The following is a 21,949-nucleotide window of genomic DNA, read 5'->3' as shown; positions in this document are numbered from 1 at the left end:
TCAATAATGGGCCAACTTAGAAGTCTAGCTGGACAAACAGCCATTTACGGTGTTAGTAGCATTCTGGGCAGAATCATTAACTATCTACTTGTAGGACTTCACACTGCTATTTTTCTTCCTGAGCAATTGGGTATTGTTGCTAGTCTTTTTGCCTATACGGCCATTTTTTTAGTGATCTATACTTTTGGAATGGAGACAACATTTTTCAGGTATGCAAAAGATAACCTAGAAAATGCCTATGCCTCAACATGTACCGTTGTAATTGTAGTAAGTACTTTACTATCATCGCTCATTTATTTTAACTCAGGATTTCTTGCTCCTCTTATCGGATACCCTTCAGCAGCAGAATACATCGAATGGTTGGCCATCATACTATGGATTGATAGTATACTGGCCATACCTTTTGGCAGATTGAGATTTGAGAATAAGGCTAAAAAATTTGCATCTGTTAAAATTGCCAATATACTCATTAATATAGGGCTTCAATTTGCATTTTTACTAGTTATTCCTGCCATTGATCCTACCTTCGAAATTTCTATTGGATCCATTTTTCTGGCTAACCTTGTAGCTAATGCCTTAATGATTTTAATGCTTTATAAAGAAGTTTTAAAAATCAGGTTTAACTGGGACAAACATGTGATGCGCACCATTCTGACCTACTCTACACCTATTTTTTTAATGGGTTTAGCTGGTATGATGAATGAACAACTTGACAAAATTCTTATCGAGCATTTTCTTCCAGATTCATATTACACAACTATGGATAGCACTGCCGCCACAGGTGTCTATAGTCAAACCTTTAAATTAGGCGTGCTAATGATGCTTGCCGTTCAAGCATTCCGTTATGCTGGTGAGCCTTTCTTTTTTTCACAGGCAGACGATAAAAAAGCCCCTGAGCTTTTCGCTCGTGTTATGCACTATTTTGTGCTTTTTGGCCTCTTGTTATTTGTGGTCGTAAGCTTAAATGTAGATTTCATTGCCTCAATCTTTTTAAGACAACCTGAGTATCGTGTGGCGCTCTACCTTGTTCCATTAATTCTTTTTGGAAAACTTATATACGGAGTTTATTTGAACCTAAGTATATGGTTTAAGATTACTGATAAAACAAAATATGGTTTGTATTTTAGCATAGTCGGACTAATCGTAACTCTTTTAGGAAATATACTTTTATTGCCCAAAATAGGTCTTTTAGGCTGTGCTATAAGTATAATTTGCTGCTACAGCGCCATGTGCATTGTATGCTTTATTATTGGACAAAAGCACTTTCCTATTCCGTATAAATTTGTCAAACTTCTTCCTTATGTCATTTCAGCCGTATTGTTGGTTTATTTAGGACAATTATTCCGGCATCCGAATTTTACAGTAGATACTATCATCAACCTCATTATCTCAGCTATTGTTACCGTTGCTCTTTGGGTAATTGAAAAAAAACAATTGTCAGCACGAAAGGTCTAAATTTTCTTAGTTTTGAGGCTCGATAACTGAAATAAATTCTGCAATGAATATAATCATACCTATGGCCGGTCGGGGTACTCGGCTTAGACCACATACCTTAACAACTCCAAAACCTTTAATTCCTATTGCAGGCAAGTCAATTGTGCATCGTTTGGTTGAAGATATAGTAGAGGTTTGTTCAGAAACTATTCAACGTATTGGATTTGTCATTGGCCGCGACTTTGGAAAAGAAGTAGAAGCTGATTTAAAATCTATTGCAAAATCAGTAGGTGCAGAAGGTCATATATTTTATCAGGATGAAAAACTGGGAACAGCACATGCCATTCTTTGCGCTCAGGATTTACTTGAAGGCAATGTAATTGTTGCATTTGCTGATACATTATTTAAGGCTGATTTTAAGCTTGATTCAAGCAAAGATGGAATCATTTGGGTTCAGCAAGTGGATGACCCCTCAGCTTTTGGTGTAGTTCAAACAGACGAAGGCATCATTACCGGATTTGTTGAAAAACCGACAGATTTCGTTTCAGACCTGGCAATTATCGGAATCTATTATTTTAAAAATGGAGCGTTTTTAAGATCCGAACTTCAATATTTAATTGATAATGAAATTAGTGAGAAGGGTGAATATCAACTCACCAACGCCCTAGAAAATATGAAAAACAAAGGTTCAAACTTTGTGCCAGGGCAAGTGAGCGAATGGCTTGATTGTGGCAATAAAAATGCAACAGTATATACAAATAAGAGATATTTGGAATTTATAAAAGATAAAGATTTAATTGCAAAATCAGCCTCTATAAAAAATTCAGTAATTATACCACCAGTTTATATTGGAGAAAAGGCCGTTGTCGAAAATTCGATTGTTGGCCCGCACGTTTCTTTAGGAAATAAATCATCTATCAAGAATTCGATTGTTCAGAATAGTATTATTCAAACCTATACAACCATAAATAATTCGAATTTAAAAAACTCAATGTTGGGTAATCACGTTACCCTTGAAGGTAAATCGGACGATCTAAGTGTTGGCGACTACAACACTATTTCTTAAATCATTTAATGGCAAAACAGTTATTATATCACTTTTGTATAGCCACTTTTCTTCTATTAAGTAGTATCCAGGTTATAGGGCAAAAGAAAGGAAAGAATTGGGAAACAAAACTTCGAGAGGCTGAATTTTACTTCACTGAAGGTGAGAAATATTATATTCTTGAAGACTATTCCAAGGCTTTGGTTCTTTTCCAAAAGTCATTGGATATTAATGATGAAAACGCAACCGTTTATTATAAAATCGGGCAGATTTATGCCAAAGGAAATGAATTACAAAAGGCGCTTGAAAATGCATTGCGCGCACTGGAGTTGAATGATAGCAACAAGTATTTTTACATTCTGGTAGCTGATATATATACTCAATTAGGCAACTTCCCTAAAGCCGCTGACACTTATGAAGAGTTGATTGAACGGGTAGATAATACTGAGATCTACCTATTTGAATTAGCAGCACTATACCTTTACCAACAACGATATGACGATGCTATTGCCACATACAACAAGGTAGAATATTCATATGGAATCTCAGAAGAAATAATTTTTCAAAAACAGAAAATTTACTTCCAGACAAATCAGTTAGAGCTTGCACTTCAAGAAGGCAGAAAATTAATGGAGGCCTATCCTGATGAAGAAAGGTTTGCGATTAAACAGGCAGAAATTTTAATGTCAAATAATCGAGAAAGCGAGGCAAAGTCATTACTAGAAAATTTTTTAAAAAACCACCCTGGTGGCAATAACCAATCTCGATTGATATTGGCTGAGTTGCAAAGAAGAGCTGGTCAGGTTGATAGTGCATTGGAGGAATTAAGGAAAGCTTTTAGCAACCCTAACTTTAATGCCGACAATAAAATTCAACTGTTGGCACAATACAGGTCAAGCTTGACTGAAAACGAATTAAAACAATTGGCCTTACCGTTAGGCAAACTAGTTGTTGAAACTCACCCGGATGTGGCTGACGCCCATATTATATACGCAGACTTGCTTCAGCAAATTGGAGAAACAGAGAGTGCTAAAAACCAATATGTTGCCTCAACTAAATTAGACCCGTCCAAAATTGCTGTATGGCAAAATATTATTCAATTGCATTTTGAATTAAACGAGATAGATAGTGTTATTTATCACTCTGACCTTGCCCTTGAGCTGTTTCCCAACCAAGGAATTTTGTATTATTTTAATGGGGCTGCCAACCTACAGCAAGGTAATCATGAAGATGCTGTTTTTTCTTTGGAGCAAGGAAAACGGCTATCATCAAGCAACTTAAGCCTGCTTAGTGGATTTAATGCCTTGCTGGGTGATGCCTATAACAATATCCAAGAATATGAGAAATCGGATGACGCATATGAAGCAGCGTTAGATTTTGATCCAAATAATGATCTCGTACTTAACAACTATAGTTATTTCCTGGCTATAAGAAATCAAGATTTAGATAAAGCCGAGCAAATGTCAAGATTGGTTATTGAGAGAAACCCCACTAATGTTACTTACCTGGATACGTACGCCTGGGTTTTATATACCAAAGGAAAATATAAAGAAGCAAAAAAGGTAATGGAAAAGGCGATTGAAATTGGTGGAGTTGAGGCCATACATTATGAACATTACGGGGATATTTTATATAAATTAGGCAAAATAAATGAAGCTGTAGAACAATGGAAAATTGCTAAAGGAATGGATCCAAATGCAGAATTCATTGATAAAAAAATTGCCGATAGAAAGCTCTATGAAAAATAAAATAGCAGTACTACCCTGCTTGTTAATCGCTGTAATTTTAGGAACTGGATGTAGTAACAAATTTCAAGGTGTTACCTGGAATTTGTTGGACAAAAATAAATTGGACGTCCGTGAAATTGACTTTGAATACTTTTCTGGTAAGGCTAAAATCAATTACAAAGATGAAGATTTAGATATTAAAGCGAGGGCGAATGTACGAATCAAAAAAGATAGTGCTATCTGGATTGCATTCTCTGCAGTAGGTATTCAAGGTGCTCGTTGTATGATAAGTCAGGATTCGATCACCATTTTAAATCTCGTGAAAAAAGAGTACTATGTTTTTAATTACGACTCATTAAGTAAACAATTCAATTTTGATGTTAATTATGATGCTATTCAATCTGTAGCGTTAGGCAACCTCATCAAACCTTATGAGAAAGGTGACCATTCGGAACGTATAGATGATTTTTACCAACTAAGACAAAAATCAGGCAAAGTTGAAATGACCAACTTTGTAAGTGCCGAAACCATGAAAATTGAACGCGTAGAAATGTTGGAACCTAGTTCTAAAAACACTGCTGTTATTAGGTACTATGACTTTCAATTGGTGGAAGAACATGCATTTCCTTATTCAGCCATTATTTCTTTATTTTACAAAGCCAATACAGGCACACTAAATACAGTGATTGAGTTTGAATACAACAAAGCTGAAATAGAACAAAAGCCCTTAAAATTCCCTTTCAGCATACCTAAAAAATATGAGCGCAAGTAAGTTCGCAAGTCTTGTTGTTTGCCTGGTTTGCATCTCTGCAGGAACCCTACTTGCCCAAAAATCAAAAGCTCAATTACAGAAGGAAAAACAAGAAAATCTCGCCAAAATAGCCGAGGCTGAGAAGATTCTGAATGAAACGCGCGGAAAAAAACAAAATACTGTGGGTCAGCTCAACGCATTAAACCAACGAATTAAGACACAGGAAGATTTAATTAGCTCTATCAAAAATGAAATGTATCTTCTAAACGATGAAATTGAAGAAACAAATGAAATTATAGACGCCTTAGCTGATGATCTTAAAAACCTAAAGAAAGAATATGCTGCCATGGTATATTCCGCTTACAAAGCGAATAAAGGCGTAAATAAACTCACTTTTTTATTTACAGCTAAATCGTTCAATCAATTTTTAAGAAGGCTTAAATATATGGACCAGTACAGCGAAGCCAGAATTAAACAGGCAGAACAGATTACTAAAGTCCAAAATATTTTATCAGATCAGGTGACAGTTATTCAAAGCAAGGTTTCCGAAAAAAATATACTGTTAGCTGAAAATATGCAGGAAAATAAAAGCTTAGAACGGTTAAAACTGAATCAAAATAACTTGGTCACTAATCTTCAAAAACAAGAGAACCAAATCAAAAAAGACCTGGAACAGCGAAAAGACGCAGTGGCCAAGCTAGACAAACTCATTAACGACATTATTAAAGCCGAAATTGAGAAAGCCCGTTTAGCTGAACGTTCCGCTATTGATGCAAGTAACAAACTTTCTAATGAGTTTGCTGAGAATAAAACTAAACTCCCCTGGCCGGTATCCGGATTTGTATCTCAAAAGTTTGGGAAACAAAACCATCCTGTATTAAAAGGCATAGTTATGAACAATACAGGCATTAATATACAAACCAAGCAAAACGAAAAAGTGAAGGCTATTTTTGGGGGAGAAGTGAGAACAGTGGCTTTTGTTCCACTGGTTGGCAACACGGTTCTTATAAGCCATGGTGATTATTTTACAGTTTATGCCGGTTTAAAGGATGTGTTCGTAAAAACTGGCCAGGTTGTTAATATTGGTGAGGAATTAGGCTCAATTCTTACCAATAAAGATGGGGTATCGGAACTTAAATTTGAGGTCAGAAAAAGTGCGGCCGCTTTGGACCCGCAGCAGTGGCTGGTTAGAAAATAATTTAAATATTAAACCGTTTGTCAATTAGTGCTTTCACACGTTCATAATTAATACCTATCTTTACAGTATCTTAATAAAAACACAGTTATGAACAGCATATTTTTGATTGGAATGCCTGGTGGTTGGGAGTGGATTATCATCATTTTGGTGGTATTGATATTTTTTGGAGCTAAGAAAATACCTGAATTAGCTCGTGGTTTAGGTAAAGGTATCAGAGAATTCAAAGATGCTACCAAAGAAATTAAAAAAGATATCGAAGATTCCAGCAAAGTAGAAGAAGAAAAAAAGAGCTAAATTGAAGGAATACTCTTCTTTAAATCTTATCCGAGAAGATTTAAAAAATGGCTTAACTTCATGTTCTGAGCTTGTCAACCATTACCTAGAAAAAATAGAATCCACAAAGCATTTAAATGCTTTGATAGAAACCTATGCAGATGAAGCAATCGCCAAAGCGCAATTAATTGATCGAAAATTGACTCAAGGTAATGCAGGCAGATTGGCTGGCATGGTAGTAACAATAAAAGATGTGATCTGTCATAAAGATCATAAACTAAGTGCCGCTAGTTCAATTCTTGAAGGCTTTGAGGCTCAATTCAATGGAACAGCCATTCAAAAACTTTTAGATGAAGATGCCATTATCATTGGAAGAAATAATTGTGATGAATTTGCAATGGGCTCTTCCAATGAAAATTCTGCTTTTGGTAAGGTACTCAATGCTGCCGATACTACACGCGTACCAGGTGGGTCATCAGGTGGCTCCGCGGTAGCAGTACAAGCAGGCATGTGTTTGGTGTCGCTCGGCTCTGATACTGGTGGTTCAGTGCGCCAGCCAGCCGCCTTTTGTGGAATAGTTGGTATGAAACCCACTTATTCACGCATATCAAGACATGGCTTAATAGCGTATGCCTCTTCATTTGATTGTATCGGAATATTTGCCAAAAATATTTCAGATGTAGCAATAACCCTTGAAGTAATTTCAGGCAAGGATGAATATGATAGCACCGTATCAACTACCGATGTTCCTAATTATTCACACGAAATAGGTACTCATCCGAAAAAAAGAAAAATAGCATATATCAAAGAAACGTTAAATGCACAAGGTTTAAATAATGACATTAAACAGAATTTTAACACCTTGATAAGTAAACTAAAATCAGACGGTCATACCGTTGAGGCCGTTGATTTTCCATTGTTAGACTACATGCTTCCGACTTATTATATACTTACAACGGCAGAGGCAAGCTCCAACTTATCCCGTTTCGATGGGGTTCGATACGGATACAGATCCAAAAATACAACCTCTTTGGAAGCTATGTATAAAAACACTCGTTCAGAGGGCTTAGGTGTTGAAGTTAAAAGACGGATTATGCTTGGTACATTTGTGCTTAGTGCAAGTTATTACGATGCGTATTATAACAAGGCACAAAAAGTAAGGCGATTAATTAGAGACGCTACAAAAGAGCTGCTTGCGGCTTATGATTTCATTCTTATGCCTACAACTCCAACAACTGCATTCAAAATCGGTGAACACGATGCTGACCCGCTGGCAATGTACCTGGCAGATTTATATACCGTGCAGGCATCATTAGCAGGTTTGCCAGCAATTTCAGTTCCTTCAGGACACGATAATTTGGGTTTACCCGTTGGTATTCAAGTAATTGCTGATGATTTTGAAGAAGTAAAATTATTGTCATTCTCAAATTATTTGATGACTTTAGGGTAATATATGTTTATCAAAGCCACGATTTTTTGCTTTATACTGGTTTTTTGTTCAGTTTTTACTACTGCTCAGAATAGTAATACAAACGAGCCAAATGATACTTATTTGTATGAGTTTATTCCGGGTGAAGCGGATTATGACCTGATTAAAGACAGGCTTAAATGCATTGAAAAAACCATCCCACTAGAATATAATACAAGAGTTCACGCATTTGTCAACTACTTTACCGTTAAAGACAGAAATTACACTAGAGGCATCATCAAAAAAAAAGATGTCTATTTTCCTCTATTTGAAAAATACCTGGCAAAGTATGGTTTGCCCGATGAATTAAAATATTTATCAATAATAGAATCAGGGTTGAACCCAGAAGCTACTTCAGTAGCAAGTGCGGTTGGCTTATGGCAATTCATGTCAGCAACAGGCAGATATTTTGGCTTGCACAATGATTGGTACATTGATGAACGAATGGATCCTGAAAAATCTACAGAAGCTGCTTGTCAGTATCTCAAGCAGTTATATGGTATGTTTGGAGATTGGGAGTTGGCCATTGCCGCCTATAACAGTGGCCCGGGGAATATCAGGAAAGCTATTCGTAGATCAGGCTATAAACGTACATTTTGGGAAATATACCCTCATTTATTACGAGAAACACGAAGCTACCTGCCTCAGTTTACTGCCATGATCTATACACTTAATTATACCGAAGAACATAATTTTACTGTAGATGATCTTGAATACTATCAGGAGACAGATACGATCATGGTAAGTGGTTATGCACACCTCACAACGATTGCCGCTCAGCTAAACCTTTGCGAAAATGAGATGATAGACCTAAACCCGAGCCTACGAAGAGGAGTAGTTCCTGAGGGGACAAAATTATACGCTATTAATATTCCTGCTCATGAAAAGGAGAGGTTTTATTTAATGAGAAAAGATATACTCGATAGCGCATCTAAAGTAGGTAAAAGTCAAATAGAATATCTGTCACGAAATACTCCAGGAAGCACATATGGAAGGGACAAGATCGTTTATAAAGTCCGTAGTGGCGATGTTTTGGGAAGAATCGCTGAAAGATATAATGTGCGGGTTTCAGATCTAAGAACGTGGAACAATATTCACGGAAACCTCATTCGTGTTGGACAAAATTTAACTATCTGGCAAAAACCTGGCTATGTGGCGAGGCGTACTGAACCTGCGTTTGATAAACTACCAGATGGAACAAAAACCTATATAGTACAGCCTGGGGATACACTATGGGATATTTCAAGAAAATTCAATGGATTGAGCATTGAACGACTAAAATCCTTAAATGAGCTTAGTAGTAATACTATCAAAGCAGGGCAAAAATTAATTATCGGAAGTTAATTCCAACACGCAACCCGTGACTTTAAAACTTAATGCGGCTTATTTTATGTAGATGCATTAAGAAACTTATCTTTAAGATTTAAAATAAATAGTTTATGAACCTTAATAAGGCATTAACATTCTTTATATCTATTATTCTATTTTCTTGCTGTGACGGTAAAAAGGAAGTAGCACTACTCCCAAAAGCCAGCGGAAAACCAGGTGAAATGATTGTAGTAATTGACTCGGCTCAATGGAAAGGCACTTTAGGTGACGCTGTTAAGGCAACGTTTCAAGCAGAAGTAAAGGGGCTACCAAGGCAAGAATACCTTTTTAAGTTAAATAGGGTTGAACCTACTAAATTTAACAGTGTACTCAAAACCGTTAAGAATTTACTATTCGTAGTTACTTTGGATAGCAAATCTTCAGCATCCAGGGTGGTAAAAAACTATTTTACAAAGAGTTCTTTGGATCAAATAAGAAACAATGATGATTTGTTTGTATTCACCGCAGAAGATGAGTTTGCCAGGGGTCAGAACATTATGTATCTCTTTGGAAACTCATCAGAAAACTTAGTTAAAAAAATAGAAGAAAACAGGGAGCGGCTTCAGGGCTATTTTAACAACGCAGAAAATGAACGGCTTTTTGAAGGACTTTTCAAGGCAGAAGAAAAAGAAGGATTTACCAGAATATTAAAGGAAGAGCATAATTTTTCTATGCGAATTCCATTTGGGTATAAGATGGTTGTAAATCAAAAAGGGTTTATCTGGTTCAGACAGATTAATGATGAAAGTGATAAAGACATTTTTATTACCTACAGAAATTATAATTCGGATAAGGCGTTCACACAAGAAGCAATTATTAATTTGAGGGATTCTGTTGCCAAACAACAATTATTTGAAGACCCCGCAGAGCCAGATACATACATTAAAACAGAAACTGCCGTGCCCTACATACCCGTAACGTCACGTGAGTATAACTTCAACAACAAATTCGCTATTGAAACGCGTGGGTTATGGAAAACAAATAACCTATCAATGGGAGGACCATTTATTGGTTATACTGTTGTTGATGAAGAACTCAACAGGCTTTATTACATAGAGGGATTTGTTTATTCCCCAGGCAAAAGTCAGCGAGAATTTATTCGGGAGCTTCAGGTAATATTGAATACGTTTAAAGTTTCATCCGAGATCGAAAACAAGTAATTTCGTCACTTATATTCATCTAACATCTTTACGCTATGGCCATCAAGATAAGAAAAGAGGATGCCCTTAATTATCATACGCAGGGTCAACCGGGCAAAATAGAAGTAGTACCCACCAAACCGTTAGGTTCACAGATGGATCTGGCACTGGCTTACTCACCAGGTGTGGCAGAGCCTTGTAAAGAAATTGCCGCAAATAAAGAAGATGTTTATAAATACACTGCAAAAGGAAATTTAGTAGGTGTAATATCTAACGGAACGGCTGTTTTAGGTCTAGGAAATATCGGCCCGGAGGCGTCCAAACCAGTGATGGAAGGCAAAGGTGTATTATTCAAAAAATTTGCAGGTATCGATGTATTCGATATTGAAATAGACGAAGAAGACCCCGACAAATTTATTCAGATAGTAAAGTCTTTAGAACCAACATTTGGCGGTATAAACCTGGAAGACATCAAAGCCCCTGAGAGTTTTAAAATAGAAAGAGCACTTAAGGAAGAGATGAACATTCCCATCATGCATGACGATCAGCATGGTACGGCCATTATCTCTGCAGCTGCGTTGATTAACGCGCTTGAGCTTGTAAACAAAAAAATTGAAGACATAACTATTGTAGTTAATGGTGCCGGTGCGGCAGCTATTGCGTGCACCAAAATATACGCCTCTCTGGGTGCAAAGCACAAAAACATTATCATGTGCGATAGCAAAGGTGTCATTAATAAATCAAGAGAAAATCTTGATGAATCTAAAGCAGAATTTGCCACTGACAAGAACTTAGAAACCTTGGAGGAGGCAGTAAAAGGTGCCGATTTCTTCATAGGCCTCTCTGTCGCAGATATACTCACGCCAGAGCACATCAAGTCAATGGCCGAAAACCCAATTGTTTTTGCCTTGGCCAATCCAAATCCGGAAATAGCGTATGATTTAGCCGTTGAGACAAGGGATGATCTTATTATGGCAACAGGCAGGTCTGACCATCCGAACCAGGTGAATAACGTCCTTGGTTTTCCATACATTTTCAGAGGCGCATTGGACGTTAGAGCCACAGCAATAAATGAAGAAATGAAGCTGGCTGCCGTAAGGGCATTGGCCACACTAGCTAAAGAAAGTGTGCCTGATATGGTTAGTAAGGCCTATGGCAATACCAAAATTCAATTTGGCAAGGAATATTTAATTCCTAAACCGCTCGATCCTCGCCTGATTACAACAATTTCACCGGCAGTAGCAAAAGCTGCTATGGAATCAGGTGTAGCCAGGGTGAATATTGAGAACTGGGAAGAGTACAAACTTGAATTACAACGCAGAATTGGCATTGATCAAAAATTAATGTCACGTATAATAAGCAGGGCACGGAAAGACCCGAAAAGAGTAGTATTTGCAGAAGCACATGATCTACGTATTCTTAAAGCGGCTCAGACAGTGCGTGATGAAGGTATTGGTTTCCCTATTTTACTTGGTAAAAGGTCAATAGTAACTGAGCTAATTAAGGAAAATACGCTTGATTTAGAGGACTGTCCCATATTTGACACGTATGAGGAAGAGGAAAAAGTACAGGAATATGCCAAGCATTACTACGAAAAAAGAAAGCGTAAGGGCGTAACACTCTATGATGCCAACAAACAAATGCGGGATCGTAACGTATTTGGCGCAATGATGGTAGAAAAAGGTGAGGCCGATGGTATGGTCTCTGGTCTCACAAAAGATTATCCGAAAACCATTCTACCAGCCCTACAAATTATAGGAATGGAAAAAGATGTAAAAAGAGTTGCTGGAATGTATATTATACTTTCTAAGAAAGGCACTTTTTGTTTTTCTGATACTACCGTTAATGTCAATCCAACTGCGGAGGAATTAGTAGATATTATAGGTATGACGGCTAAGGGCGTAGAGTTTTTTGACATGGAACCACGTATTGCAGTTTTATCTTATTCCAATTTTGGATCGAGTAAAGGTGAAATACCAGATAAAACCAGAGAAGCTGTTCGTTTGGCAAAGGAGAAATATCCAAACCTAATTATTGATGGTGATATTCAGGCCAATATCGCGTTAGACACAAAAATTCAACAAGAAGCTTACCCATTCAGTGAATTGGCAGATAAAGGAGCAAATACGCTTATTTTCCCTAATCTAGCAGCTGGAAATATTGCATACAAACTCTTAATGGAAATAGGTGGTGCTGAAACAATTGGCCCTATCCTATTAGGAATGAAGAAACCCGTACATGTACTACAACTTGGTTCTTCGGTTAGAGATATTGTAAATATGGTGGCAATCACAGTGGTGGATGCACAATTGTACGATCAAAATAATAAACAATGATAGCATACCTGAAAGGTAAACTAGCTTTAAAAGAGCCCACACATTTAATAATTGATGTAAATGGCATAGGTTACCAGGTACACATCTCATTAAATACATTTTCTTCCGTAAAAGATAAAGAGGATATTTTTATTCATACCTATCTACATGTTAAAGAAGACAGTCATACGCTTTTTGGGTTTAGTGACGAATCAGAAAAAAGAATGTTTCTTAGTTTACTTTCTATTTCAGGCGTTGGTCCCAATACTGCTTTAATGATTCAATCGTCATTGTCTGCCGGAGAATTAAAACAAGCCATTGTAGAGGAAGATGTAAAAACCATTCAAAGTGTAAAAGGAGTAGGTGGTAAAACTGCACAAAGAATTATTCTGGAACTAAAAGATAAACTGAAGAAAGAAGGACTTTACGAAGAGGGTGAAAAGATAACTTCAGGAGGCCACAATACATTGAAGAAAGAGGCGTTATCTGCCTTAATGACGCTAGGAATAAATAAAAATGCAGCCGAAAAAAGTATTGATAGCATCCTTAAAAATTCGGGAAATACGATTACTTTGGAGGAATTAATCAAGCTCTCATTAAAAAACGCCTGAGATATTTAAGTTTTGATTTTTGGGATTTTCAACACATTGGTAAACACGTGCGTGGGTGTTTTTATAACACTCGTGATTCTATGCGCATATCCCATTAATGCAGTTTCAAAAACCAAACGTGTTTTTCAAACTATACAGGCTGATTCAACTAAAAAAGATAGTGTATCAAATGTACCCTATTCACCATCTCGCAGGCCAACTTATCGCCCAAAAGACCGCTTTGGTGACCCCTTTAGTAGTAGACCTAGCAATTCACCATTGCTGCTCGATGACCCTTCGAGCCTTCAACTAGATGTTGAAATTGATACCGGTATGAATTACACCATCTACGAAAAAATTGGTGACCTGAATTATCGCCCGACTTCATCTATGTCATTTACGGAGTTCAAACAGTACCAGGAACGGAATCAGCTAAAGGACTATTGGAAAAACCGGTCATCTGGTCTCGATGGTGAAAGTGCGGTAAGCGGCAGAAATTTAATACCACCCATATATATAAGTCCAATATTCGACAGAATATTTGGAGGTACGTATGTTGAAATCATTCCACGAGGTTTTGTTACGCTCGATTTTGGTGGAAGATGGCAGAGAATTAACAACCCCAGTATCCCAATCAGGCAGCAGCGTAATGGCGGGTTTGAGTTCGATCAGCAGATAAGCATGAATATTGTGGGTAAGATTGGCGAGAAACTACAAGTAACGGCCAATTTTGATAACAATAACTCCTTTGATTTTGAGAATAACCTGAAAGTAGAATATACCGGTTATGAAGAAGATATGCTTCAAAAGCTAGAGATAGGTAATGTAAGTCTACCTCTTAATAACAGTCTAATAACCGGGGCTCAAAACCTATTTGGTGTTAAAGCACAACTGCAATTTGGCGACTTGTATGTTACAACAGTTGCTTCAACGCAACGCGGTAAGTCAGAAACAATAACCATCGATGGTGGTGGAGTTCAAGGGCGCCAGTTTGAGCTTCAAGCTTCAAATTACGATGAAAACCGGCATTTCTTCCTATCGCAATTCTTTAGGGAAAACTACGAGAGTTGGTTGAGTTCAATACCAAATATTAATTCAGGTGTGAATATTACCAGGGTTGAAGTATATGTGGTGAATAGAAACAACGATACGCAAACTACTAGAAACATTCTTGGAATGATGGACATGGGAGAATCGCGGCAACGCAATATTTATAATGACATCCTTGTCCAACCCGAAGCTATAGTTAATGGTAATCCAACTAGAAATGAAGCTAATAATATATTTAACTATTTAACAAATAGAGAAGCTTCAAGTATTACTGATCAACTTACAGGTGATGGATTTGCCAACGGAACAGATTTCGAACTTATTACCACTGCAAGAAAATTAGACCCTAATGAATTCTCCATAAACAAAAAATTAGGTTATATTTCACTATTTAGAAAACTGCAAAATGATGAAGCATTAGCGGTAGCTTATGAATATTCCTATCAAGGAAGAGCGTATCAAGTAGGCGAGCTATCTGATAATAACTCAAATCTCAAGGACGATGAGGTTATTTTCCTAAAATTACTTCGTCCACGAAAAATAAGCATTGATGATACAGAGGGTAATCGAATTCCAACTTGGGAATTAATGATGAAAAATATCTACTCATTAAATGCCACCAATGTAAGCCAGGATGGGTTTGAGCTTCGAGTAATTTATCGGGATGATTTATCTGGTATTGACAACCCCCAGTTACAGTTTGGAGCAGTTGCGAGTACAATACCGTTGATCAGGCTGCTGGGCCTTGACAGGTTGAACCCTAATAATGACCCTCAACCAGATGGTAATTTTGATTTTGTGGAAGACATTACCATCAGTACTGAAAATGGTCTGATTATTTTTCCTTTTCTTGAGCCCTTTAACACACCTCTCGACAATGCCTTTTTAGATACAGAAGACCAATTCAAAGAAAAGTTTGTGTATGAGGAGCTTTACAACCAAACCAAGATAGATGCGGAGTTAGTCTCTAATAAGAACAAATACGTAATCACAGGCTCTTTCCAATCTGGTTCTTCCAATGAAATTGTTATTCCAGGTTTTAACATTGCAGAGGGTTCAGTTAGGGTTTTTGCTGGTGGCTCTCCCTTACAGGAGGGTGTAGACTACACAGTTGATTATACATTTGGCAAAGTAAATATTATCAATGAAGGGGTATTATTATCAGGGAAAACACTTTCTATCTCTTATGAAAAGGCAGATCTTTTCAATTTTCAGTCGCGCACCCTTTTAGGTACTCGTTTCGACTACAAACTTAACGATGATGTGAACTTTGGAGCAACGCTTCTTCATCTGAACGAACGACCATTAATTTCAAGGAATAGTGTAGGTAATGAACCGATTCGAAATACTAAATATGGCTTTGATGTAAACATCAGGAAAGACTCAAGGTTTTTAACAAAAATGCTTGATAAGCTACCATTGATCTCAACAAAGGAACCATCTTCAGTTTCCTTCAGTGCTGAATTTGCTCAGTTGATTCCTGGCACATCCAATATTGTGGATGGCGAAGGCACTTCATATATCGATGATTTTGAAAACTCAGCCACACCATTCTCCTTAAGCAACCCTAATAGCTGGAGATTGGCAGCTTATCCTCAAACCCCAGAACGTAGATTCTTTGGGACTAGTACAAGACCTGAAAACGATTTTAGGGCCAAATTAGCATGGTATAATATCGATAACCTTTTCTATAGAAGTGATAGCAGAAGACCTGATGGGATTTCTGACGAAGAGCTTGAAAATCACTATGTTAGGGCAGTTGAACAACAGGAAATTTTTTCCAACAGAGATCTAAATATCATCAACTTTCAACAGGTATTTGATCTGGCATTTTACCCAAATGAAAGGGGTCAGTATAACTATAACCCCAACCTTGATAATCAGGGTAACCTCAATTTTGACCCTCGTAGAAGTTGGGGTGGAATTACCAATGCTATACGTTCCGAAGTTGATTTTGATCGTGCCAACGTAGAGTATATCGAGTTTTGGTTGATGGATCCCTTCATTCAGGGACCTCGCGGAGTGATTGATGATGGTAGGCCAAATCCTTCATCCAATACCACCGGTGGAGATTTGTTCTTCAACCTGGGAAGTATCTCGGAAGATGTTATTCCTGATGGAAGACATGCATTTGAAAACGGGCTACCTCCTAATGGTGATAAATCTGGTGGTGATGTTGTCCTTGATCCAGAATGGGGTTATGTAACTACTCAGCCTTTTCTCACCAATGCATTCGATAATTCAGAAGCATCCCGAGCCAATCAAGATGTTGGTTTAGACGGAGCTAATTCTAACGAAGAAAATCAGATTTTTTCAGACTTTGTAAATGCAGTGCCTGGTGGTGCCCGGGTAATTGTTGAGCAAGACCCTTCAGCGGATAATTTTAGTTATTTTCTTGGCGGTGAATTAGATGCCAGGGATGCCACATTACTAGAACGATATAAAAATTTCAATGGCATGGAAAATAATTCGCCAGTTGTTACAGGTAACACATCATTTACCCCTTCTGGAACAACTATCCCGGATAATGAAGATCTAAATGCAGATAATACTCTAAGTGAGTTAGAAGAGTACTATGAATACAGAGTGCCAATAAGACCAGCTTCTGATGGCGGTATTGAGTTAAATGAATACATTGTTGATCAAATAACAGAAACTGAAACAGGAGATAATGTAACATGGTACTTATTTCGAATTCCTATCAGACAATTTGATCGAAGCGTTGGAAACATCAATGGATTTAAATCGATCAGGTATCTTCGAACCTACCTAACCAATTTTGAAGAGCCTGTAGTGCTTAGAATGGTGAATTTCCGTTTTGTTTCAAGCAGATGGAGACGTTACCTCAACACCCTGGAGGAAGCAAATTTAGACATTATAAACGACAGTGATGATATTGATAATTTTACTGTTTCAGTTGTTAACATAGAAGAAAACGGAGGCGGTACATCAACTCAATCGCCTTATGTACTCCCACCAGGCTTTGACCGTGATCAGGACAATACGTCTACATTAAATATCAGGCTCAATGAGCAATCGTTACAGGTTTGTGTGGATGACCTAAAAGATGGCGATGCGAGGGCCGTTACAAAGCAGGTTCAATTAGACTTAATCAATTATGGCCGAATTAAGATGTTCTTGCACGCAGATAGCGAAGCTAGTGATAATGAACTTACAGCATTTTTAAGGTTAGGTGATGATGTAGACTCTAACTACTATGAAATAGAAGTGCCTCTTAAAATTACACCTCAAGGTTCTTTCGACCCGAATGAAATATGGCCAAAGGAAAATGAAATTGACATAGCATTGGATCAGCTCTATGCACTAAAATCAGAAAGAGATCGGTTAAATATTTCAAAAAGAGCCCTTTTCCCTCTTGAAGGGCCCAAAGTTGTTGGGAACAATCAAATTAGATTAAGAGGTAATCCTGATTTAAGCTCCGCCAAATGGCTTTCAATAGGTATTCGAAACCCCGCCACACCAGATGGAAGGCCACATTCGGCCTGTATTTGGGCTAATGAACTTCGTGTTTCTGATTTCGATCGAACTAAAGGTTGGGCTGCCAATGCCACCCTAAATACCAAACTGGCCGACTTTGCCAATGTTACTGCAACGCTACAACATACCACATTTGGCTTCGGGGGTATACAATCAAGAATTGCAGAAAGAACCCGGGAGGAAACAACGGCCTACGATGTTTCCGCCAATGTGAATGTAGATAAACTTTTACCGGAACAACTCGGCTTACAAATTCCTATGTATGTAAGTTATGAGAAAACGACACAAACACCGAGGTTCGATCCGGCCAACCCAGATATACGACTAGATGCGGCTTTGCTTTCATTTGAAACCGAAGAAGAACGGGAGGAGTATAAAAAAACTGTTCAGGACATTACTACAAGGCGCAGTATTAATTTCACCAATGTTAAAAAAGTAAAGACCAAAGAAAACCCCAAAAACCATATTTGGGATATTGAAAACTTCGCATTCACGTATGGCTACAGCGAAACCGAACGTACCAATTTTAATCTTCAGCGATATACAAAACGAAATTATGATGCTACAATCGCATGGAACTTCAGCCCAAATGTTGAGCCTTTTGAACCATTTAGTAATTCTACCGCATTGGATAAAAAGTATTTGAAGCCAATTAAAGACTTCAATTTTAACCCTGTTCCAACGAAACTAGGTTTTAGGGCTGATTTACGAAGGGAAATCATTCAAACTGTTTTTAGAAATAATGAAGGCAATAGTGATACTGAGAACTTTCAAAAATTTTTCACGCTGGATAGAACCTATAATGCCGGCTGGAGCTTTACAAGAAATCTTACTGTTGATTACAATGCACGAGCTAACGCCATCATTGACGAACCTGAAGGCGAAATCAATACAAAAGAAGAAAAAGACTCCATACGCACCAACCTCGAAAACTTTGGCCGAATGAAAAATTTCGATCAGACCCTGAGTGCCAATTACAAATTGCCACTTGATAAACTACCTGCAACCGATTGGGTAAGCGCTGAATATCGCTATGGCGCTTCATATTCCTGGAGGGCAGGACCGTTTTATGCCGATCAGGGTCAAAGAGATTCTCTCGATTATGGAAATACGATTCAAAACAGCCGTGATAACTCCATCACCGGTAAACTAGACTTGGTAAAGCTTTATAACAAAATTAATTACCTTAAAAATATCAACTCACCTCCAACATCCAGAAGACGAAGCTCTTTGAGTAATAATCCAAAAGCCCAGGATGAAGCCCCTGAAGGAAATAAGGGAATAAATAGCTTCTTGAGACTTCTTATGTCGGTAAGGTCAATCAATGCTACAGTTGCCTTAAGAGAGGGTACCATTGTTCCTGGATTTACGAAAAGAGCCTATTTATTCGGGCTTGACAGTAGTTTTAATCAACCTGGAGTGCCATTCTTACTGGGATCACAAAAATCGTCAATACGATATAAACTTGCTGAAGGTGGCTTTATTACATCAAATCCTAACCTCACAGCCCCATTTACCCAATCAAAATCTGTAGATATAAATATACGGGCTGATGTGAGTATTTCGCCAAGTATTAATATTCAGCTAAATGCCAAGAAGTTAACAAGTGCTTCATATGAAGAAATCTATCGCAATACTCAGGAAGATCAATCATTAGAACCTGTTTTTGAGAGCTTAAGCCCCAGTAGATCAGGAAGTTATGCAGTATCATTCTTAACTATTGGCACAGCTTTTACAAGAGATAATTCAGATAACAGTTCGCCTGTTTTCCAGGACTTTGAAAATAATAGGCTGGAGATTATCGATCGGTTCGAACAAAAAACAGGGGTGCGATATGATACGAATGCACAAGATGTATTAATCCCCGCCTTTATTGCTGCTTATACTGGAAAAGGAGCAGGTGATGTAAGTCTAAGTCCTTTCCCTAAAAACCCAATTCCTAACTGGCGTATTGATTATACCGGATTAAATAAAATACCTGCCATTCAAGAAAAATTTCAGTCCATCACCTTAAATCATTCATATCAATCCAATTATAATGTAGTTAATTATTCTAATTCCCTGGAATACAATAACAACCTTGAATTAGGCAATGATGTGGAAAGTTATAATAATAGCAGATTTGCAGAAGTTCGGAATGGAGAGCTTGTTCCGGTTTATGTAATTAGTCAGGTAATGATTAGTGAGCAGTTTGCCCCATTAATTGGTGTGAACATCAGAACTAAGAGTAGGCTCACCGGAAAAATAGAATACCGTACTAAGCGCGACCTAGCATTAAACATTAGTAATGCCCAGGTTACTGAACAGAAAAGTAATGATATTGTACTTGAACTCGGTTTTACAAAGGCTGGTATGAAAATGCCATGGAAGGCGCAAGGCAGAGTAGTTACACTTAAAAATGACCTTACTTTTAGGTTTAACTTTACCATCCGAAATTCAAAAACCATTCAAAGAAGAATAGATGAAAACGATATTCTAACAGATGGTAATCTGAACATTCAGGTACGACCCAATATCAGCTATGTATTAAATGAAAAGTTAAATCTGCAATTCTATTTTGAAAGAAACATCACAGAGCCAAAGATTTCCAATGCCTTCCCAAGAGCTACAACCAGGGTTGGTTTCCAGGTTCGGTTTAGTTTAGCTCAATAAATTTCTACAAATAGAAAAAGAGTGTATTTTTGAAACTAAAATTATTATTATGAATATACCTGCTACATTAAAGTATACAGAAGACCACGAATGGGTAAAAGTGGATGGTGATTATGCCTACGTTGGCGTCACTGATTTTGCCCAGGGCGAATTAGGTGACATCGTTTATGTAGAAATTGAAACAGAAGGAGAAGAATTAGGAAAAAGTGATGTTTTTGGCACTGTTGAAGCTGTAAAAACTGTATCTGACCTGTTTATGCCAGTGAGTGGTACTGTAGAAGAAGTGAATAGCGAATTAGAAAATTCACCCGAAATAGTTAATGAAGATCCTTATGAAAAAGGATGGATGGTGAAGATTAAAATTTCAGATACTTCTGAGTTAGATAGTCTTTTAGATGCAGAAGGATACAAATCCGTAGTGGGCGGTTAATTTGAACAAGTACTACATTGCAAGTATTCTTTGGGCAAGCCTCATCTTGGGGCTTACGCTCACACCTGGCAAATCTTTGCCAGATGTTGATTTATTTAGCTATGACAAGTTGGGACATGCAGGGATTTTTGCAATTCAAGCATATTTATTTATCTCAGGAATATATTTTGATAAAAAATCTGTGACTTTTAGTATCCTTATCGGATTACTAATAACACTTGTGTATGGTGCCGGAATTGAAATTGCCCAAGAATTTATTCCTGATAGAGGAATGGAATTTATGGATTTAGTAGCCAATTGTGCGGGATGTATACTAGGAATTTCAGTTTTTTACATAAGTTATAAGAAAAACTGGCAATGAGTTTTTAAGTAGTTTTGTATATTTGGACACTACAGTGTAGAATTTAATAATTAATAAAATAAATAATGGAAGCTAAAAAGACAGAAAGTGCTAGCTTGAGTAACAAACAAGGGTTTTTCTTCAATGTTGGCCTATTCGTTACAATGTGTCTGGTAGTTTTAGCCTTCGAATGGAGAAACTATGACGATGGTGGTCTTGTAGACCTGGGTCGGGTTTCTGATGACTTTGAAGAGCTATTAGAAATACCACCAACGGAGCAACCACCTCCCCCACCACCAAAAATTCAGCAACCAGAAATTATAGAGGTGCCTGATGAGGAAGAAATTGAAGAAGAAATCGAAGTGGATCTTGACGTGGAAATTACTGAAGAAACTGTAATTGAAGACATTATTGTAGAAGAAGCACCAGAAGAAGAGGTAGCTGATGAAGTATTCACGATAGTAGAAGATGCAGCAATGCCTCCTGGTGGATATCAGGCATTCTATGAGTACGTGTCTAAAAGATTAAAATATCCAGCTCAGGCGAGACGCATGGGCATCGAAGGTAAAGTGTATGTGCAATTTGTTGTTGATAAAGATGGGTCACTTACTGAGGTTCAGGCAGTGAAAGGTATTGGTGCCGGATGCGATGAAGAAGCTGTTAGAGTGCTT

At 37.6% G+C, this 21,949-nt stretch carries 15 protein-coding genes; all 15 read left to right on the top strand.

Translation table 11 applies throughout. The features are described 5' to 3' along the window. Nucleotides 1–6 precede the first annotated feature (6 nt). A complete protein-coding gene (locus RLO81_RS01955) occupies nt 7–1,455 on the top strand; it encodes an oligosaccharide flippase family protein (protein WP_350106451.1) in 1,449 nt (482 codons plus the stop codon). A 43-nt stretch (nt 1,456–1,498) separates the two neighbouring features. Beyond that, nucleotides 1,499–2,500 carry a sugar phosphate nucleotidyltransferase gene (locus RLO81_RS01950; RefSeq protein WP_350106449.1) on the top strand — a complete coding sequence of 334 codons (1,002 nt, stop codon included), beginning with the start codon at nt 1,499–1,501 and terminating at the stop codon, nt 2,498–2,500. Between the two features lie 8 nt (nt 2,501–2,508). After that, complete coding sequence (locus RLO81_RS01945; protein WP_350106446.1) at nt 2,509–4,227, top strand: tetratricopeptide repeat protein; 1,719 nt, start codon at nt 2,509–2,511, stop codon at nt 4,225–4,227. Next, on the top strand, nt 4,217–4,978 hold the full coding sequence (lolB1, locus tag RLO81_RS01940; RefSeq protein ID WP_350106443.1) for a lipoprotein insertase outer membrane protein LolB1: 762 nt from the start codon (nt 4,217–4,219) through the stop codon (nt 4,976–4,978). The genes RLO81_RS01945 and lolB1 overlap by 11 nt, the downstream gene beginning before the upstream one ends. Next, complete coding sequence (locus RLO81_RS01935; RefSeq protein ID WP_350106440.1) at nt 4,965–6,155, top strand: murein hydrolase activator EnvC family protein; 1,191 nt, start codon at nt 4,965–4,967, stop codon at nt 6,153–6,155. The genes lolB1 and RLO81_RS01935 overlap by 14 nt, the downstream gene beginning before the upstream one ends. Nucleotides 6,156–6,242: 87 nt before the next feature. Continuing rightward, nucleotides 6,243–6,449, top strand: a complete 207-nt coding sequence (locus RLO81_RS01930; RefSeq protein ID WP_350106437.1) for a Sec-independent protein translocase subunit TatA/TatB — start codon at nt 6,243–6,245, stop codon at nt 6,447–6,449. 1 nt (nt 6,450) lies between these two features. Next, nucleotides 6,451–7,878 (top strand): Asp-tRNA(Asn)/Glu-tRNA(Gln) amidotransferase subunit GatA, encoded by a 1,428-nt coding sequence (gene gatA / locus RLO81_RS01925; protein WP_350106434.1) that lies wholly within the window; start codon nt 6,451–6,453, stop codon nt 7,876–7,878. 3 nt (nt 7,879–7,881) lie between these two features. Next, the gene (locus RLO81_RS01920) at nt 7,882–9,240 is read left to right on the top strand and encodes a lytic transglycosylase domain-containing protein (protein WP_350106431.1); all 1,359 of its coding nucleotides are present in this window, start codon (nt 7,882–7,884) and stop codon (nt 9,238–9,240) included. Between the two features lie 95 nt (nt 9,241–9,335). Next, nucleotides 9,336–10,424, top strand: coding sequence for a DUF4837 family protein (locus RLO81_RS01915; RefSeq protein ID WP_350106427.1), 1,089 nt, complete (start codon nt 9,336–9,338; stop codon nt 10,422–10,424). Nucleotides 10,425–10,459: 35 nt separating this feature from the next. Beyond that, entirely contained in the window at nt 10,460–12,739 is a 2,280-nt protein-coding gene (locus tag RLO81_RS01910) for an NADP-dependent malic enzyme (protein ID WP_350106424.1), read from the top strand. Next, nucleotides 12,736–13,329: a Holliday junction branch migration protein RuvA gene (ruvA, locus tag RLO81_RS01905; RefSeq protein ID WP_350106421.1), complete on the top strand. Its 594-nt coding sequence runs from the start codon at nt 12,736–12,738 to the stop codon at nt 13,327–13,329. Before RLO81_RS01910 ends, ruvA begins: the two co-directional genes overlap by 4 nt. A gap of 36 nt (nt 13,330–13,365) precedes the next feature. Beyond that, nucleotides 13,366–20,508, top strand: coding sequence for a T9SS outer membrane translocon Sov/SprA (gene sov / locus RLO81_RS01900; protein WP_350106418.1), 7,143 nt, complete (start codon nt 13,366–13,368; stop codon nt 20,506–20,508). Between the two features lie 49 nt (nt 20,509–20,557). Further along, nucleotides 20,558–20,938: a glycine cleavage system protein GcvH gene (gene gcvH, locus RLO81_RS01895; protein ID WP_350106415.1), complete on the top strand. Its 381-nt coding sequence runs from the start codon at nt 20,558–20,560 to the stop codon at nt 20,936–20,938. Nucleotide 20,939: 1 nt separating this feature from the next. Next, on the top strand, nt 20,940–21,299 hold the full coding sequence (locus RLO81_RS01890; protein ID WP_350106412.1) for a VanZ family protein: 360 nt from the start codon (nt 20,940–20,942) through the stop codon (nt 21,297–21,299). 65 nt (nt 21,300–21,364) lie between these two features. Continuing rightward, nucleotides 21,365–21,949, top strand: a 585-nt coding sequence (locus RLO81_RS01885) for an energy transducer TonB (RefSeq protein ID WP_350106410.1), incomplete at its 3' end; no start/stop codon positions are given.

Source organism: Fulvivirga sp., assembly GCF_040220315.1.
GTDB lineage: Bacteria > Bacteroidota > Bacteroidia > Cytophagales > Cyclobacteriaceae > Fulvivirga.
This window is presented reverse-complemented; position numbering and strand designations above follow the sequence as displayed.

Bases quoted from the DNA above. Each gene is read 5' to 3' on its own strand.
- RLO81_RS01945 (WP_350106446.1), top strand. From the start codon at position 2,509: ATGGCAAAACAGTTATTATATCACTTTTGTATAGCCACTTTTCTTCTA.
- RLO81_RS01910 (WP_350106424.1), top strand. From the start codon at position 10,460: ATGGCCATCAAGATAAGAAAAGAGGATGCCCTTAATTATCATACGCAG.
- RLO81_RS01930 (WP_350106437.1), top strand. From the start codon at position 6,243: ATGAACAGCATATTTTTGATTGGAATGCCTGGTGGTTGGGAGTGGATT.
- RLO81_RS01920 (WP_350106431.1), top strand. From the start codon at position 7,882: ATGTTTATCAAAGCCACGATTTTTTGCTTTATACTGGTTTTTTGTTCA.
- RLO81_RS01950 (WP_350106449.1), top strand. From the start codon at position 1,499: ATGAATATAATCATACCTATGGCCGGTCGGGGTACTCGGCTTAGACCA.
- RLO81_RS01955 (WP_350106451.1), top strand. From the start codon at position 7: ATGGGCCAACTTAGAAGTCTAGCTGGACAAACAGCCATTTACGGTGTT.
- RLO81_RS01915 (WP_350106427.1), top strand. From the start codon at position 9,336: ATGAACCTTAATAAGGCATTAACATTCTTTATATCTATTATTCTATTT.
- gcvH (WP_350106415.1), top strand. From the start codon at position 20,558: ATGAATATACCTGCTACATTAAAGTATACAGAAGACCACGAATGGGTA.
- RLO81_RS01935 (WP_350106440.1), top strand. From the start codon at position 4,965: ATGAGCGCAAGTAAGTTCGCAAGTCTTGTTGTTTGCCTGGTTTGCATC.
- lolB1 (WP_350106443.1), top strand. From the start codon at position 4,217: ATGAAAAATAAAATAGCAGTACTACCCTGCTTGTTAATCGCTGTAATT.
- ruvA (WP_350106421.1), top strand. From the start codon at position 12,736: ATGATAGCATACCTGAAAGGTAAACTAGCTTTAAAAGAGCCCACACAT.